Here is a 16,205-nt window from a genome sequence, read left to right as displayed (position 1 = left end):
TGGCTTACCGGATCGTCCAGGTTTCGTTGCCGGCCAGCAGCTTGTCCAGGTTACCCGGCCCACGTTTGGCGGCAGCTTCCTGCAGCTGGCTTTCCATGATATCATCATAGGTCGGCCGGAATATCTGGTAAAACACACCGAACGGCCGCGGCAGGTGGCCTTCAATGCGGGGATCGTCGAACATGCGGGTGAGTATCTGCGCCTTGCCGAAATCCTGCTCATCGTGAATCCAGAGATCGCTGGTGCTGAAGCCTTCGTCCAGGTTCACCACTACAGGGCGGTGGCCGTCCAGGCGGACGCCTTTGTTCTTCTGTGCGCCGAATACCAGCGGCTGGCCGTGTTCCACGAAGATGGCTTCTTCCGGCTTGCTGGATTTTTCGGTGAATACTTCAAAAGCGCCATCGTTGAAGATGTTACAGTTCTGATAGATCTCCAGGAACGATGCGCCTTTGTGGGCGTGGCTGCGTTTCAGCATTTCCTGCAGGTGCTTCGGGTCGCGGTCCATACTGCGGGCGATAAATGTGGCGTCCGCTCCCATTGCCAGGGCCATGGGATTGAAGGGATGGTCGATACTGCCGAAGGGCGTGCTTTTGGTGACCTTGTTCGTTTCGGAAGTAGGTGAATATTGTCCTTTTGTGAGACCGTAGATCTGGTTGTTGAACAGCATGATGTTCACGTCGAAGTTACGGCGCAGCAGGTGGATGGTGTGGTTACCGCCGATGGAGAGTCCGTCCCCGTCACCTGTTACGATCCATACGCTCAGCTCCGGGCGGGTAGCCTTGAGGCCGGAAGCAATGGCTGTTGCACGGCCGTGGATCGAGTGCATGCCGTACGTGTTCATGTAGTACGGGAAGCGGGATGAACAACCGATACCGGATACGATCACAATATTTTCACGGGGTATGCCTAACCCCGGCATGATAGTCTGAACCTGTTTCAATATGGAATAATCCCCGCAACCCGGGCACCAGCGTACTTCCTGGTCCGTCGCAAAGTCCTTGGCCGTTAATGGCTGCGGAGGGATGGCTGTAGTTGACATTGTTTATGGATAGTTTGAAGATTCAAAGTTACGAATTCACCCGCGCTTCCCCATATTCCAAAGTACCGGCGGGTATAAATGCGTGTTTATCAAATGATAACGGTAAAGTTACGAAATAAACGCGTGCAAAGATACTTATTAATCTACTAATATGGTAGGATAATCGGACGGCGTGACACAAATCTGTCAATCCTTTGAAAATACCTACAAATGAGTATTGCCCTGCTTGAAGGGAATGGGCACTTTTACGGGGCATCCGCGGTTCGCCACCGGCGGGTGCAGATAGCTGGTTGTTGAAAACAGGTTTGTTCTGGATATGGAATGCCGCAAACGGGTAAACTGTTGCGGTTATTTACAAGGCCTCCTTTGCGGGGGCCTTTTTATTGCCGCAGGTCAGGCATCCCGCCGTTCGGGAAAACCTGCAAGAGGCTTTATTGCATCGCCACGCCCGCAGCCACAAAATCTTTCAGGCCGAGCACGATCTTGTCCGCCAGCTGTTTGCGGAAGCCGGGGTCCAGGATCAGCATTTCGTCTTCCGGGTTGCTGAGGAAAAGGGTTTCCACGAGTACGTTGGGGTATTCGGTGGGACTGTTCAGCGCAAAATTGAAGCTGCCGATGTTACCGTATTCTTTCAGGCCGAGGTCCAGCAGGTGTTTGTAGATATGCTGGCTCAGCGGGCGGAAGCCGATATGTTTGTAGAAGGTGCTGGTGCCTTTTACGCGGATGGGATCGCCGGCGGAGTTAAGGTGGATGCTGACGAGGAGGTCGGGATCTTTGTCGCGGTATGAAACGATGCGGTAGTTATTATCCACGTAAGAATCGTTCACTCTTGTCATGAGCACTTTCGCGCCTTCCGCCAGCAGGGCTTTCTGCAGCTGGATGGCTACGGCCAGCGTCATTTCCTTTTCATATACGCCGGTAGGCCCGCGCGCGCCGGAGTTGCTGCCGCCATGCCCGGCGTCTACGGCAATGGTGAGTTTGGCAAGACCGGGTTTTGCGGGCGGGCGTTTTACTTTCACGGTGAGCGCACTGCCGCTGTAGTACACCTGGTAACCCCAGTGCTGCGCATGTTTCAGCTCTATGTGCACGCGCAACACATCATCTTCCACCTGTTCATAGTAAACGTTCTTTATTTCCTTCGCGTTTTCCAGCTGGGTGACCCAGTTGGTATTGGCCGTGGCGCCGAAAACATCCAGTACGATGCGGGCCGGTGCTATTTCCTGTGTGGTGCGGTAGGGTAGCTTTTGCGCGAAGCTGATGGTCACGTAATCGAACCGTTCGTCGCCCCAAACGCGCCAGGAGTTGCTTAATGACGAGGGGGCGAAATTGCCGGGCGGGAGGAGCTTCACCTGGTCCTGGGGGATGTAGGCGTTGAGGTTTTTGGCCAGCTTCACCCGGTAGTCCGTACCTACTTTGCCGGTGATGTTGAGGAGCACGGCCGTGTCCAGGTAACCGATCTTCGCGCCGCCAAGCCGGTCTTCCCCGAGGCCGTATTTAAGAAAAGGCGCGTCGCCGGTGGTTTTACCAATGACGGGCTGTGCCTGCGGATCGGTGAGGGTGAAGCTGTAGGTGGTGTTTCTGCGTATCTGTTGATCGCCGCTTTGCAGCACTACGGGCAAAGCGCCGCCGGTGATCATCGGGTCGCTGCACTGCACGGTGTAGGTGCCCTGGTAAATGCCGGGCATCGTCTGGCTGCCGCTGACGGGCAGTTCCGTTAGTTTGAAGTGATGCCCGACCGTGATGGTGCCGCCGGGAATGGCTTTCACCCTGAATTTGATGAGGTCCCCCGGGGCCACGGTGAGATTGCCTTCGGGGAAAGTCTGAATGTAAGCGATATTGACGGAGGTCACCGGCACCGGCTCCTGCGGCGGGTGATAGCTGAAGCTCACGGTCCGCGATGAGGAATCGCCGCCGGGGCCGAGGGATTTGATCTCAAAAGGATTGTTGCCTTCGTCCAGCTCCACCTCAATGGCAAAAGCGCCGGTAGGATACACTTTCTGCAATTCATCATTCACATACAGGCTGCAGCCTTTGCAGGTGCTGCCCACGAGGAACTGGCGGGCGGTGGTGACCGAGCTGTTCTGTCTTCCGGGTTGTGTAAGGCGGATAAAACTTTTATCCTGCGCGAGCGATGGTGTTGCCAGCATAACCGCCAGCAGCATGATTCCTCCTGACCATTTGTTCATAACTGCATAAAATTAATCTTTATAACAATCATCTGGTAAAGGGGTTGGATATCCGTGCAAAAAAAAGAAGGAACCTGTCATTCAGGTTCCTTCTGCAAATCGTTACGGGAATATCAGAAAGTATATTTATTGTCCGCGATCAGCTTGTCCGCAATACGCCGGCGCGCTTCCTTGGTATTGAACGGTTCGGCTTTGGTAAAGCGTTTCAGGCCGAGCAGCATCATCCGCTGTTCATCTCCTTCCGCGAAGCCGTTGATGGCGTCTTTACCGGATTTGTTCACGCGGTCCGCCGCGTCGGTGAGATAGTTGCGCACCATGTCCGCCTGCAGGGCCACGGCCTCGGCGCCGCGCTGCTCTGTGAGCTTTATCAGGCGCAGGAGCGCGCTTTCGCAGTTGAATGTTTCAATGGCCATGTCCGCAATGTTCATCAGTATTTCCTGTTCCGATTCCAGCTTCATCATCAGCTTTTGCGCGGCCGCGCCGGCGGTCATCAGAATGGCCTTTTTCATATTGGCGATGAGTTTTGTTTCTTTGGCAAAGGCGCTTTCTTCGCCGTTGCCGAAATCGGGGATGCTCATCAGTTCCTTCATTACGTTCATGGCCGGCGTCATGAGGTCCAGCTTGCCTTTCATGGCGCGCTTCAGCGTCATGTCCAGCGTGAGGAGGCGGTTGATCTCGTTGGTGCCTTCAAAGATGCGGTTGATGCGGGAATCGCGGTAAGCCTTGGAGATCACGTATTCATCGCTGAAACCGTTGCCGCCGTGTATCTGCACACCTTCGTCCACTACAAAGTCCAGCACCTCGGAGCCGGTCACTTTCAGCATGGCGCATTCCACGGCATATTCTTCCGCGGCGCCGAGCAGCGCTTCATTGAAGGCTTTGCCGTCTGCCAGCAGCTGGTGTTCTTTTTGATCGATGAGCTGCGCGGTGCGGTACAGCGCGGATTCGCAGACCCAGATGCGGGTAGCCATTTCAGCGAGCTTGTGCTTGATGGCGCCGAAGTTGGCAATGGGTTGCGCAAACTGTTCGCGGGTATTGGCGTACCGGATGGAAATATCGAGGCTGCCCTTGGCGCCGCCGAGCGCCGCGGCGCAGAGTTTCAGCCGGCCGATGTTCAGGATGTTGAAAGCGATGAGGTGGCCTTTGCCGATCTCGCCAAGCACATTTTCCACCGGCACCTGCGCGTCCTGGAAATAGATCTGGCGGGTAGACGAGCCTTTGATGCCCATTTTATGTTCTTCCGCGCCCAGCGTGAATCCCGGTGTGCCTTTCTCCACGATGAAAGCGGTGAACTTGTCGCCGTCGATCTTTGCGAATACGGTGAACACGTCGGCGAAGCCGGAGTTGGTGATCCAGCATTTCTGACCGTTGAGGATGTAGTGTTTGCCGTCCGCGCTGAGCTTTGCGGTGGTCTTTGCGCTGAGTGCGTCCGAACCGGAATTGGGCTCTGTGAGGGCGTAAGCGCCTTTCATTTCGCCGGATGCCAGTTTCGGGATATATTTCTGCTTTTGTTCTTCCGTGCCGAAATAGAGGATGGGCAGCGAGCCGATACCGTTATGGGCGGCCATTGCCACGGAAAAGGAGTGCCCTGCGCCGAGGGATTCATTGATCAGCGTAGCGGTGATGAAATCTTTACCCAGCCCGCCGTATGCTTCCGGGAAAGCCGCGCCGAGCAGGCCCTGTTCCCCCGCTTTGTCCAGCAGGGAAGGCATGAGCCCTTCCTCCAGTTTATCCAGCCGGTCCAGCAACGGCGTTACTTCCTTCGCCACGAACTGTTCCGCCATTTCACGGATCATCCGTTGTTCTTCTGAAAAATCTTCTGGAATGAATATTTCGGAGGGAGTTGTTTCCTTGACGAGGAATTCAGCGCCTTTCAGGGCTGTTTTGCTGGTAACCGCGGTATCCATCTTGCTAAATTTTAGTCTGCTTCTAATTTACCGGAATTATACCAATTGGCAAAAGTTGATTAAAATTGCCGTTCGTTAACAATGCCTGCGTTAAACCTGCCATACCTGCAAAGTGAATTTTCCGGTGTTATTGCCGGTTCCGGCGATGAATTGCTCATCTGTTTTCACGGTTTCGGTGAAAGCGCATCCCGTTTTACCTGCATGGAACCGGCTTTGGGCAATATATTCACTATCGTAGCGTTAGATATGCCCTTTCATGGTCATACTACCTGGAACGAGGGGCGGGATGTGGAGCGGGAAGACCTGGAAGCGCTGATAAAAAAAATATTGGAGCGGTTTGGCAAACAAAGATTCTCTCTAATGGGTTATAGTATGGGTGGCAGGCTGGTGATGTGCATCGTGGAACGGATGGCCGCCCTGATCAACCATGTGGTGCTGCTGGCACCGGACGGACTGAAGGACAATCCCTGGCATATGATCGCCACGCAAACGAGGCTCGGTAACCGTGTATTCCTGTACAACACGCACCGCCCGGCCCTGTTTTTCCGCTTGCTCTCCATCGGGCGAAAATGGAAACTGCTGAACGAAAGTGTGTATAAATTTGCGCTGCACCGGATGGACAGCCTGAAGAAGCGCCGGCTTGTATATGATGTATGGACCAATATGCGTAAAATGATGCCGTCCCGGCGGCGGTGTAAAAAAATGATGGCGCGTTACGATGTTGATACGGTTATGCTTTTCGGGCGTTTCGACCGCATTATTCCGCCGGTGCTCGGCGAGCGTTTTGCTGACGGGAGCTTTCCCTGCAAAATAGTGATACTGGATACAGGACATCAGTTGCTGACTGAATCAGCAGGATTTATCATCAGAAAAAATTTAAGGAACTAGTAAGCATGTATGCCTTATTGATTATCACCCTTGGCCTGGCATTTCTATACGGTATATTGATGGTCTCCTACACTTATGGCTGGAGGCGGCTGAAGCTATTCGTGCCTAACCGTCACGCCTATACGTTCAATACGAAGGTATCCGTTATTATCCCCGCCCGCGATGAGGAAAAGAACCTTCCGGCATTGCTGGAAGCCCTGCAGCAGCAGAGCTATCCCGCCAACCTGTTCGAAGTGATCGTGGTGGATGATTTTTCAGAAGACGGCACGGCCGATGTGGTGAAATATTTTCCCGCTTCAAATATCCGCCTTATCCGCATGCGCGATCACCTGGACGCAACGCAGCGCCTCAATTCCTACAAGAAAAAAGCGATCGAGCTGGCTATCGCCGAAGCCACCGGCCATCTCATTGTGACGACGGACGCGGACTGCGTGATGGGCCCCCGCTGGCTGGAAACGATCGTGAAGTTTTACGAAACCTATCATCCGCGCTTCATTGCCGCGCCGGTGGCTTACTACCGCGAAAACAGCTTTTTCCGGAAACTGCAGTCCCTCGACTTCATGACCATGCAGGGCATCACCGGATCTGTGGCCTACCTGCAAACCGGCACCATGTGCAACGGGGCCAACCTCGCCTATGAGAAGAGCGCTTTTGAGGAAGTAGGCGGATTCATGGGGATCGACATGATCGCCTCAGGCGACGACATGCTGCTGATGTACAAGATCTATCATGCATATCCTGACGGGGTGATGTACCTCAAAAGCCGCGACGCCGTGGTGCGCACGCTGCCGGTGGACAACCTGTCCGCTTTCATGCATCAGCGCATCCGCTGGTCTTCCAAGGCGGACAAGTATGAGGACAAAAGGATCACCCGTGTGCTGGTGCTGGTGTACGTGTGGAATGTGATCCTGCTGTTGCTGGGCGTGATGGCTATTTTCCGCCCGGACGTGCGGCTGTGGCTGCTGGGCATGCTCGTGTACAAGATCGTGATCGAGCTGGTTTTCCTAGCGCCGGTGGCCGCATTTTTCCAAAAGCGTTCCCTGCTGCCCTGGTTCATTCCGGGACAGCCTTTTCATATCATCTACGTAGTAGTGGCCGGATGGCTGGGTAAGTTCGGCAGCTATGAATGGAAGGGGCGCCAGGTGAAATAGCGCCCCTTCGCAGGTTTAGTGCTGCGAGATCATCCAGTTGCCATTCGCCGTTTCGGTAATGTTCATGCGGTAGCGCGCCGTGTCCTGGAAGCTCCAGTCCAGGTTCGCCCGCATCCATGCCTTCAGCACGCCCACATAACGTTCCAGCTCTTCGTTCACTTCCTTGCCGAAAGAAGGAAGGTTGTCGGCCAGACTAATAAAACGCCGCACTTCCGCATCATGCATGCGTGCGGTTTCCGCCAGCGCCTCTTCCAGGTCCAGCTCCCGTTCTTCCTTCAATACCACTACCAGATTGTGCACATCGCCCTGCCGCCGTTCCTTGTCGAACGAAAAGAGATCGTTCGCCCAGCACACCACGTTGTTGCAGGCAAGGGCCAGCTGCTGCACCGTTTCATGCAGGCGCACCTCATCGGGCAGGTAAATGCTTTCCAGCACTTCGATCAGCTCTATATCGGCATACAACGCGCCGGTATAGGGTCTTTTCTCAATGTAATCGCTGACGGACGGCGCTTCGTGGCGGATGCGGTTGTCCACTTCCCAGAGGCATGCATCGAGATAATCGGTCATGCTTTTCTGAAAGCGCTGCTGCCAGGCGGGGCTGCTGATCTTTCGCAGCCGTTTCCACAGGTCAGCAAAACTGTTGGCGAGGGGCATGCCTTCTTCGGGCGCTACCACCTGGTTGTTTTGCAGGATCATGGTAACGAAGGAATGCACCATTTCCAGGAAGTCCCGTTTACCGAAGCGGGATTCGTCGTTCTTGTCGTCCAGCAGAAAAAGCCAGGTGTTGAATTCCGCGGCAATGCAAAGCTTGAAGCGGCCGGCGGCAGGAAAGGCACGGGAAGATAACATGGCAAAGCGCGCTCTGCGAAAGCGCTCGCGCGCTTTGTCAGAACGTACCAGCTCGAAATGATGCACCCACTCTGCAGTGTGCTGTTCAGCTTCTTTGGCAAAGGGATTGAGCATAGAAGGGAAGGGGCAGAAAATCTGCGGGATTTTGGTCTTAAGCATAAATAAATGTTTAATGGTTAATATAAAATGGTTACGTCCAAACTTGTCCGAGGGTGGTGTAAACGGCTAATGAATGATGGTAATTTGTCTGTGTCGCTAAATGTTCATAAGTATATCTGTGTCTGCTAAAAAGTTAAGCTATTTTAAGAGGATAATAAAACGCATTTTGAGGGACGGCATAAAAATTTGCGGCTATAACGTTCACGGATAAATGAAGAAATAATCCCGTCTTTGCTTTAACTTGGTTGCCATGGCCCGTTCTGCATCATCTTTTTCCCAACAAGCCTGGAAACGGCTGCGGCGCAATAAAGGCGCTATGGCCGGGCTTATTGTGATCATGCTGGCTTTGCTGGCGGGTATCTTCGCATATTTCCTGGCGCCGGACCAGACGCCTTATGCGAACCGCATGGTGCTGGAGGTCAGCGGGCAGAAGCCGGGCTTCCGGATCAGCATGCTGGCCCTGCGGCGGTCGCCGCTGCCACCGGAGCGCAGCTGGTTCCATCACCTGTTGTACGGGAAGGAAGCCGATGCGATACTCGTTCCGCTGGTGTCGCACCGGTTCAAAGGAGATTCCGTTATCGTGGAGCGGTATGTGGATGAGGGAACTACCCTCGAAGAAGCGTATGCGCTGACGCGGGTCGTGTACGGGAAGAACATGCCGGTGAAGGATACCGCTGCATTACAGCGGGAAGTGGAAGAAAAGCATATTGCGGTGCGCCGTTTCCGCCTGGGCACGGACAAGTTCGGGCGGGACATTCTCAGCCGCCTGCTGGTGGGTACGCGGGTGAGCCTTGGGGTAGGATGCATTGCCGTGGTCATTTCACTGACGATCGGTATTTTCCTTGGCGCGGCCGCCGGGTATTTCCGGGGAGCGGTGGATGAGGCCGTCATGTGGTTCATCAATGTGATCTGGAGCGTGCCCACGCTGCTGCTTGTTTTTGCGATCACGCTGGCGCTGGGCAAAGGTTTCTGGCAGGTGTTCATTGCGGTGGGGCTCACGATGTGGGTGAACGTGGCCCGCATTATCCGCGGGCAGGTGCTGAGCCTGCGCGAGCTGCAGTTCGTGGAGGCTACGCGGGCGCTGGGTTACGGGCACGCCCGTACCGTGCTGCGGCATATTCTTCCGAATATCCTGGGGCCTGTGATGGTGGTGGCCGCGAGTAATTTCGCCTCGGCGATCGTGGTGGAGGCGGGGCTGAGCTTTTTGGGAGTGGGCGTGCAGCCGCCACAACCCTCCTGGGGCCTGATGATCAAGGAAAACTACAATTTCATCATCACCCATAACCCCCTCCTGGCCCTGGCGCCCGGCATCGCCATCATGCTGCTGGTGCTGGCTTTCAATCTCCTCGGCAACGGCCTCCGCGACGCGATGGACGTAAAAGGACGTGTCTGACCCCTATTTTTGCCGGCCTCTTGATTAGCATTATTATTTTTTCTAATTTTATGAAGTTTTCAACCATAACTTTATCATGCCCTACAAGAAATTTTTCCTCATAATATGCTGCGCGCTGGCCGTACTGGCCGGCGGTTGCAAGAAAAAGAAGAAGGATGATCCCACCCCGGTCACGCCCCCCGCACAGGAAGCCGAGCTGGCGGTCACCATCCCCAACATCAACCTGAACCAGGATAACAACGCCGCTCAGGGCGCCACGCTGGAACTCACGCTCAACATCACCTCCACGCCGCTGCCACCGGAAGGCTATACCATCACCATCACGGCCACGGACCCCGCGGGCGAAGTGATCGCGCAAAACGCCGTGGCAACCGGCAACACCGGCAGCACAAACGTAACGCTGATCAACCTCCCGAGCCTTCAGGTCGCGAAGATCGTTGTTACTGTTACATCGAAAACAAAACCAAGTAATACGAAAACGTTCCGCTTTGGGGTGATGAATAAAGTGCCTTAGGATAAGGCGCTCTGCCGGCAGGTTCGCGGCAATGAAGTGCTTCAGGGAATCCGGCAGCAGATTCGCGGCAAAAACACTTTACGGCATCCGCGATCAAACCAGCTCATTGCGCCGCCACACACACCGGCTGCCCGAACTGAAGAACATACCCGTTGTTGTCATAAACAGCAAATTCCCGCATGCCGTATGCAAAGTTTTCAATACCGTACACTACATCCGTCTGCTCCTTTAACGTTTCCCAAAGCCCGTCCACATCATCCGTATTGATGTAAAAAGACCCGGTACAGTCCGGTTTTTGAAAAGGGCGGTGCGCGTTCGGCAGGCAGAACAGGAATTCCACCTGGTCCCGGCGGAGCGTCGCCCAGCCCGGGGCGGCATGTGTCAGCGTGAAGCCCAGTTTCGAAGTGTAGAAAGCAATGGTTTCTGCTATTTTTTCGGTGTAAAGCATGGGTCTTAATCCGGTGAGCGCCATAAAATGTGTTTATTTCAAAGGTAAAATATTCAGCTCCTTTTCCCTAGGTTTGTAGCTGCTGAAAAGAAAGACAAGACCATGCGTATAGCCGTTAATGCTTCCCCCTTGCTGCAGGATACGCCTGCGGACACCGGGAATGTGGCCAGTGAAATGTTGTTCCGCCTGTGCAATCTGCATCCTGAAACTGAATTCATCCTGATCGCGGAAGGGCCGGGCGCGCATCCCCGCCCCCTGCCCGCCAATGCGCGGCTGGTGGAGCTGAAGCCTTACCTGAACAACAGCCTCGGCCGGTATATCTGGCGCCGCCGTCAATGGCCGCGCGCGCTGAAGAAACACAAGGTGGACCGGCTGCTGTGCATAGATGCAATATTGCCCGTGCCGGATGATATGCCCGCATTCCTCGTACTTACACGGAACGCCGTCGTGCTGGACACTGCCACCGCATCGCAGTTCATCCGCCGGTTCAGCAGGATATCCGTGTTTTCGGAGTTCATGCGGGAGCAGGTGAACAAGCGGTTCGGGGGGCTGGATAACAAAATAGAGTTCCTGCCGCCGGGCGTTTCCGAAGCCTATATGCCGCTCAACTGGGAAGAAAGGGAAGAAGTGAAACGGGAGTACGCCGCCGGCATGGAATATTTCATCGCCGTAGGCAGTATTCACCCGGACAATAACATCATTCCCCTCCTCAAAGCCTTTTCTCTTCTGAAAAAACGGCTGCGTTCCAGCATGAAGCTGGTGCTCACGGGCAGGTTGACGATCGATGGAGAAGACATTGCGGAAGCGATGCAAACCTATAAGTTCCGGGACGATGTAGTGTGGCTGCAGAAGCCGGATGAGCCTATCCTGGCGCGGCTGACGGCCGGTGCTTACGCCGTGGTGTTCACCGGCGGGGCTGACGGGCTGGCCGTGCCGGTATATGCCGCATTGCGCTGCCAGGTGCCCGCCGTGGTGATCTATGCCGGCGCCGCCACCGAAGCCGGCGGTGATGCCGCGCTGAATGCCGTTGCGGGAGATATTACCGACCTTTCGGAAAAAATGGGCGCGCTGTATAAGGACGAGATGCTGCGAAGCCGCCTGCTGGCCCATATTCCGCATATCCCGAGCTGGGACGATGCCGCCGTTATGCTGGGCCGGACCATCACATCCTGAACAAGCGGACAAAACCGTATTTTTGCGTTTTCAAATTAAACATACATGATAAAGAAATCTTCCATACAGATACAGGTAGCACTGGATGAGAACAAGGTACCCGAAAGCATCGAATGGACAGCGTCCGACAGTACCGCGGACCGCATGAACAAGGCAAAGGCCATGATGGTGGCTTTCTGGGACGGAGCGGATAAAACCGCTTTGCGGATAGATCTGTGGACAAAAGAAATGATGGTGGATGAAATGGCGGATTTCTTTTACCAGACCATGATGACCATGGCGGACACTTACCAGCGCGCCACGCCGTACACAGACCTCGCCAACGACATGCGCGCCTTTGCAACGGACTTTTACAAGAAATTCGAAGAAAAACTGAAGAACCAGGACCAGTAAAACAAAACCATATGTCATTAGAAAAGAATATCAACGACGCTATTAAAACCGCCATGCTGGCGAAAGCAGAAGCAGAATTGCGGGCGCTCCGCGCGATCAAGGCGGCCGTATTGCTGGTAAAAACATCAGAAGGCGGCAGCGGGGAACTGACGGAAGCGGACGAGCAGAAGCTCCTGCAAAAGCTCGCCAAGCAGCGCAAGGATTCCCTGGAGATCTTCCGTCAGCAGAACCGGGAAGACCTCGCAAAGAAAGAAGAAGAAGAGCTGGCCGTGATCGAACGCTATCTGCCGAAGCAGATGGACGAAGCGGAGATCCGCGCGGCATTGACAGATATTATTGCCGCTACCGGCGCATCTTCCCCGGCGGATATGGGCAAGGTGATGGGTGCGGCCACCAAACAGCTCGCCGGCAAAGCGGATGGGAAGACCATTTCCGCGCTGGTGAAGGAATTACTGACCAAATAACCGGCACGTGGCCATTGACGTTCTGTTTGCCATCATCCTGGCCTTTGCGGTCTACAAAGGATTCTCCCGCGGCCTGATCGTGGGGGTGTTCTCCCTTGTGGCATTCATCCTGGGGCTGGCGGCGGCGCTGAAGCTCTCCGCTGTACTGGCCTCCTGGCTGGAACAATCGGGTATGCATGGCCGTTGGTGGCCCGTTCTTTGTTTTATCGCAATTTTCCTGACCGTAGTGATCATTGTAAGGCTCGGCGCGGCTTTCCTGGAAAAGATCATACAATGGTCCATGCTCGGATGGCTGAACCGCCTCGGCGGGATATTGCTCTACGGAGCCGTATACACGGTTGTGTTCAGCGTCATGCTCTGGCTGGCGAACCAGCTGTACTGGCTCAGCCCCGAAATCAAGCTGCAATCCGTTGTGTATCCGTGGATTGAGCCGGTCGGCCCGAAGGTCATGGAGAATATCGGAAAGGTGCTCCCTGTTTTCCGCGACGTGTTCAGCGAACTGGAAAGCTTTTTTGAACATGCCGCAAAAGAATTACCTGCTCAACCCCCTCATCTTTGAGATTATTTGAATTAAGAAAAAGAATTATTTTAGCGCAAAATTGACTTCAAGCATAGGTAATGAATTACGAAATCAAAACACAGGGCAAATTCAGGTTCATTGAAGAAGGAGAAGGAGAGCCGGTGATTCTGCTGCATGGATTATTCGGCGCCCTGAGTAACTTCAGCGGTCTGCTGGAATACTTCAAAGCCTACAATAAAGTGGTGATTCCCATGCTGCCCCTGTTTGATCTGAATATCCTGGAAACCTCCGTAGGCGGCCTGGCCAAATACGTGCACAAATTCATTGAAACCCGCGGCTACACGAACTATCACCTGATGGGAAACTCCCTCGGCGGCCACGTGGCCCTCGTGTACATCCTGAAACACCCGGAAAGAGTGAAATCCCTCATCCTTACCGGCAGTTCCGGCCTGTTTGAGAACGGTATGGGCGAAACATACCCCAAGCGCGGCAATTACGAATACATTCAGAAAAAAACGGAACTGACCTTCTACGATCCCGCCATGGCTACCAAAGAGCTGGTAGATGAAGTGTTCGAGATCACCAGCAACCGCCTGAAAGTCATCAAGATCATCACCCTGGCCAAATCCGCCATCCGTCATAATCTCGGCGAAGAACTGCGGACGATTGAAGCGCCTACACTGCTCATCTGGGGCAATAACGATACGATCACCCCGCCCATGGTGGGTGAAGAGTTCCATAAACTCATTCCCAACTCGGAACTGCATTTCATCGACAAATGCGGCCACGCCCCCATGATGGAAGTGCCGGATGAATTCAACAGGATCATGCACGATTTCCTCAAAAGGCTTAACAGCAAGGCCGTTGGCGCCAATGCCGGCTGACCGTTCATCCCTGCTGCAGCGCCATTGCTCCGTGTTCCCGTAATTTTTAACACGTAAGTGTCAGGGTATTGGAATATTCTTTGCTATTATTGTAGCAGAAACACGATTAATTATGTTGGCACAGGAACTCATATCTACCATTGTGCCGGTTTTGCATCCGATGGATACCGGCGCTAAAGCATTACGCCTGATGAATGAATATCATCTTACGCAATTGCCGGTAGTGGTGGATAACAAATACCTGGCGCTGGTGGAGGAAGAAGACGTGATGGATTGGGAAGACCCGGACCAGCTGCTGGAAACCGCGCCCAACAACGCTTTCAAGCCGGCCATTATGGAAGGCGCCCACTTCTTCGAAGCCCTCAAGCTGTTTTACGATCATAAATTGTCCGTACTGCCCGTTGTTTCAAAAGATAACGAATACCTCGGGCTCATTACAAAAGATAACCTGCTCGCCATCCTCGCGCAGCTCAACGGCGTGAAAGAAGCCGGCGGCCTGCTGGTGCTCGAAGTGGAACCGCGGGATTACAGCCTCAGCGAGATCGCGCGCATCGCCGAAAGCAACGATGTTACCCTGCTGAGCGTAAACACTATTACCAACCCGAACACCGCGAAGCTGGAAGTGCTGCTGAAGACCAACCGCCAGGAACTGCAGGGCCTCGTGGCTACCTTCGAACGCTTCAACTATAGCATTAAATACATGTTCAGCGAAGAGCTGGAAGAAGATCTGCTCAAAAAGAACTACGATCTGCTCATGAACTACATCAGCATGTAATTTCCCCAAATACCTTATTTTTAAAGAAGAACCTACAATCCTGCATGCGCTCTGTTCTCTACATTTCCGGCATATGGCTATGCCTGCTGTTTGCTTTACCCGTGCTGGCGCAGGTGGAAGGCCCTCCGGCGCAGGATACGAACTATCTTGTGGTGCGCCAGGTGATCGTGCAGGGAAATAAAAAAACACGCACCTCCATCATCCTCCGCGAACTGCCCGTAAAGCCCGGTGATACGATCTATCTTCATTCACTCGGCGAAACGCTGGAAAGCGCCCGCAAGCAGCTGCTCAACACCTCGCTGTTCCTCAACGCCACCGCCAATGTCAAGAACTGGGAAGGCCGGGAAGCGGATGCCGTATTTGAAGTGTGGGAACGATGGTACCTCTTTGCTTTTCCCATCTTCAAGCTGGCGGACCGCAACTTCAACCAGTGGTGGGTGGAGCAGAACAGGAGCCTCAAAAGAGTGAATGTGGGCGTAAAAGCTTTCCAGGACAATCTTACCGGCCGGAACGACGATGTGTATGCGGATGTTACCGTCGGCTATACGCAGAAGTTCCTGCTGGGCTATAACCTGCCTTATATCGACAAACGTTTCCGGCACGGCCTGGGCTTTGTGGTGTCGTATAGCCGGAACCGTGAGATCAACTATGTGTCGGACGCCAACAAGCAGCAATTTTTCCGGCAGGATGATTTCCTGCGGCGGCAGTTCCAGCTCGGCCTCACCTATTCTTACCGCAAAGCGATCAACACCCGCCACCAGGTGTCCCTCACGTACAACACCGAATCCGTGAACGACTCCGTGGTGATCCTGAACCCCGATTACCTCGGGAACGGCCGGAAAGACATCGGCTACCTGGAACTGGCGTACCGGGTGAATTACATCCGGGCAGACAGCTGGCAGTATCCACTGAAGGGCGCCATGCTCCAGGGCGAGGTGTCGAAAGCCGGCATTGGTCCGCTCAGCGGGCTGGACTTCGTTAAGTTCCGCGTGAGGGCCGTTAAATACTGGGAGCTGGCGCGGAAAACCTACGGCGCCCTGGGCGTGATCGGGCAGGCAAAATTTTCCGATAAGCAGCCTTATATCGGCGTGCGGGCGATGGGTTATGGGGATGATTACCTGCGCGGCCTGGAATATTACGTGGTAGACGGCACGAGCTTTTTCATTTTCAAATCCACCCTCCGCCGCGAACTGCTGAACTTCAGGATCAACCTGCCCATCGTTCCGAAAAAATTCAGCAGCCTGCCCATCCGCGTGCTGGCGAAAGCATACGGTGACATGGGTTATGCCTATTCGAAGCTCACCCGCAACGGCATACTGAATAACAGGATGTTGTACACGGGCGGCATCGGGCTGGACGTAGTGTCTTTCTACGACACCTGCATCCGCTTTGAATACAGCATCAATCAATTGGGAGAAAAAGGTTTATTTTTGCACGCTAAGCTGGATATGTAACACGAACC

16 protein-coding genes are annotated in these 16,205 nt (G+C 54.1%); 11 read left to right on the top strand and 5 right to left on the bottom strand.

Translation table 11 applies throughout. The annotated features are described in order from the left end of the window. Positions 1–4 precede the first annotated feature (4 nt). The 3 genes from CCY01nite_RS05560 to CCY01nite_RS05550 form a co-directional block, all read right to left on the bottom strand. Complete coding sequence (locus tag CCY01nite_RS05560) at positions 5–1,039, bottom strand: 2-oxoacid:ferredoxin oxidoreductase subunit beta (RefSeq protein ID WP_146858584.1); 1,035 nt, start codon at positions 1,037–1,039, stop codon at positions 5–7. A 431-nt stretch (positions 1,040–1,470) separates the two neighbouring features. Continuing rightward, complete coding sequence (locus CCY01nite_RS05555) at positions 1,471–3,225, bottom strand: N-acetylmuramoyl-L-alanine amidase (protein ID WP_146858582.1); 1,755 nt, start codon at positions 3,223–3,225, stop codon at positions 1,471–1,473. A 113-nt stretch (positions 3,226–3,338) separates the two neighbouring features. Then, on the bottom strand, positions 3,339–5,132 hold the full coding sequence (locus CCY01nite_RS05550; RefSeq protein WP_146858580.1) for an acyl-CoA dehydrogenase FadE: 1,794 nt from the start codon (positions 5,130–5,132) through the stop codon (positions 3,339–3,341). An 81-nt stretch (positions 5,133–5,213) separates the two neighbouring features. On the opposite strand from CCY01nite_RS05550, the gene CCY01nite_RS05545 reads away from it, so the two are divergent. Then, the gene (locus CCY01nite_RS05545; protein ID WP_146858578.1) at positions 5,214–6,020 is read left to right on the top strand and encodes an alpha/beta fold hydrolase; all 807 of its coding nucleotides are present in this window, start codon (positions 5,214–5,216) and stop codon (positions 6,018–6,020) included. Between the two features lie 5 nt (positions 6,021–6,025). Next, on the top strand, positions 6,026–7,171 hold the full coding sequence (locus CCY01nite_RS05540) for a glycosyltransferase (RefSeq protein WP_146858576.1): 1,146 nt from the start codon (positions 6,026–6,028) through the stop codon (positions 7,169–7,171). Positions 7,172–7,186: 15 nt separating this feature from the next. Here CCY01nite_RS05540 and CCY01nite_RS05535 read toward each other — a convergent pair whose 3' ends face one another. Continuing rightward, entirely contained in the window at positions 7,187–8,179 is a 993-nt protein-coding gene (locus CCY01nite_RS05535; protein ID WP_146858574.1) for a terpene synthase family protein, read from the bottom strand. A gap of 250 nt (positions 8,180–8,429) precedes the next feature. On the opposite strand from CCY01nite_RS05535, the gene CCY01nite_RS05530 reads away from it, so the two are divergent. After that, positions 8,430–9,572: an ABC transporter permease gene (locus CCY01nite_RS05530; RefSeq protein ID WP_146858572.1), complete on the top strand. Its 1,143-nt coding sequence runs from the start codon at positions 8,430–8,432 to the stop codon at positions 9,570–9,572. A gap of 76 nt (positions 9,573–9,648) precedes the next feature. Next, positions 9,649–10,086 (top strand): hypothetical protein, encoded by a 438-nt coding sequence (locus tag CCY01nite_RS05525; protein WP_146858570.1) that lies wholly within the window; start codon positions 9,649–9,651, stop codon positions 10,084–10,086. Positions 10,087–10,189: 103 nt separating this feature from the next. Here CCY01nite_RS05525 and CCY01nite_RS05520 read toward each other — a convergent pair whose 3' ends face one another. Further along, on the bottom strand, positions 10,190–10,558 hold the full coding sequence (locus CCY01nite_RS05520) for a VOC family protein (protein ID WP_222614313.1): 369 nt from the start codon (positions 10,556–10,558) through the stop codon (positions 10,190–10,192). 78 nt (positions 10,559–10,636) lie between these two features. Here CCY01nite_RS05520 and CCY01nite_RS05515 point away from each other — a divergent pair, with 78 nt between their 5' ends. The 7 genes from CCY01nite_RS05515 (at position 10,637) to CCY01nite_RS05485 (ending at position 16,197) form a co-directional block, all read left to right on the top strand. Continuing rightward, complete coding sequence (locus CCY01nite_RS05515; protein ID WP_146858568.1) at positions 10,637–11,707, top strand: glycosyltransferase; 1,071 nt, start codon at positions 10,637–10,639, stop codon at positions 11,705–11,707. Positions 11,708–11,752: 45 nt separating this feature from the next. Further along, positions 11,753–12,100, top strand: coding sequence for a gliding motility protein GldC (gene gldC, locus CCY01nite_RS05510; RefSeq protein ID WP_146858566.1), 348 nt, complete (start codon positions 11,753–11,755; stop codon positions 12,098–12,100). An 11-nt stretch (positions 12,101–12,111) separates the two neighbouring features. Beyond that, a complete protein-coding gene (locus tag CCY01nite_RS05505) occupies positions 12,112–12,564 on the top strand; it encodes a GatB/YqeY domain-containing protein (protein ID WP_146858564.1) in 453 nt (150 codons plus the stop codon). A 7-nt stretch (positions 12,565–12,571) separates the two neighbouring features. Beyond that, entirely contained in the window at positions 12,572–13,123 is a 552-nt protein-coding gene (locus CCY01nite_RS05500; protein ID WP_146858562.1) for a CvpA family protein, read from the top strand. Between the two features lie 59 nt (positions 13,124–13,182). Then, on the top strand, positions 13,183–13,968 hold the full coding sequence (locus tag CCY01nite_RS05495; RefSeq protein WP_146858559.1) for an alpha/beta fold hydrolase: 786 nt from the start codon (positions 13,183–13,185) through the stop codon (positions 13,966–13,968). Positions 13,969–14,080: 112 nt separating this feature from the next. Next, entirely contained in the window at positions 14,081–14,743 is a 663-nt protein-coding gene (locus CCY01nite_RS05490; RefSeq protein ID WP_146858558.1) for a CBS domain-containing protein, read from the top strand. Positions 14,744–14,787: 44 nt separating this feature from the next. After that, complete coding sequence (locus CCY01nite_RS05485) at positions 14,788–16,197, top strand: POTRA domain-containing protein (RefSeq protein WP_146858556.1); 1,410 nt, start codon at positions 14,788–14,790, stop codon at positions 16,195–16,197. Positions 16,198–16,205 lie beyond the last annotated feature (8 nt).

It is taken from the genome of Chitinophaga cymbidii (assembly GCF_007992715.1).
Taxonomy (GTDB): Bacteria; Bacteroidota; Bacteroidia; order Chitinophagales; family Chitinophagaceae; genus Chitinophaga; species Chitinophaga cymbidii.
The sequence above is the reverse complement of the archived record's forward strand: the minus strand, read 5'-3'. Positions and strand labels throughout refer to the sequence as shown.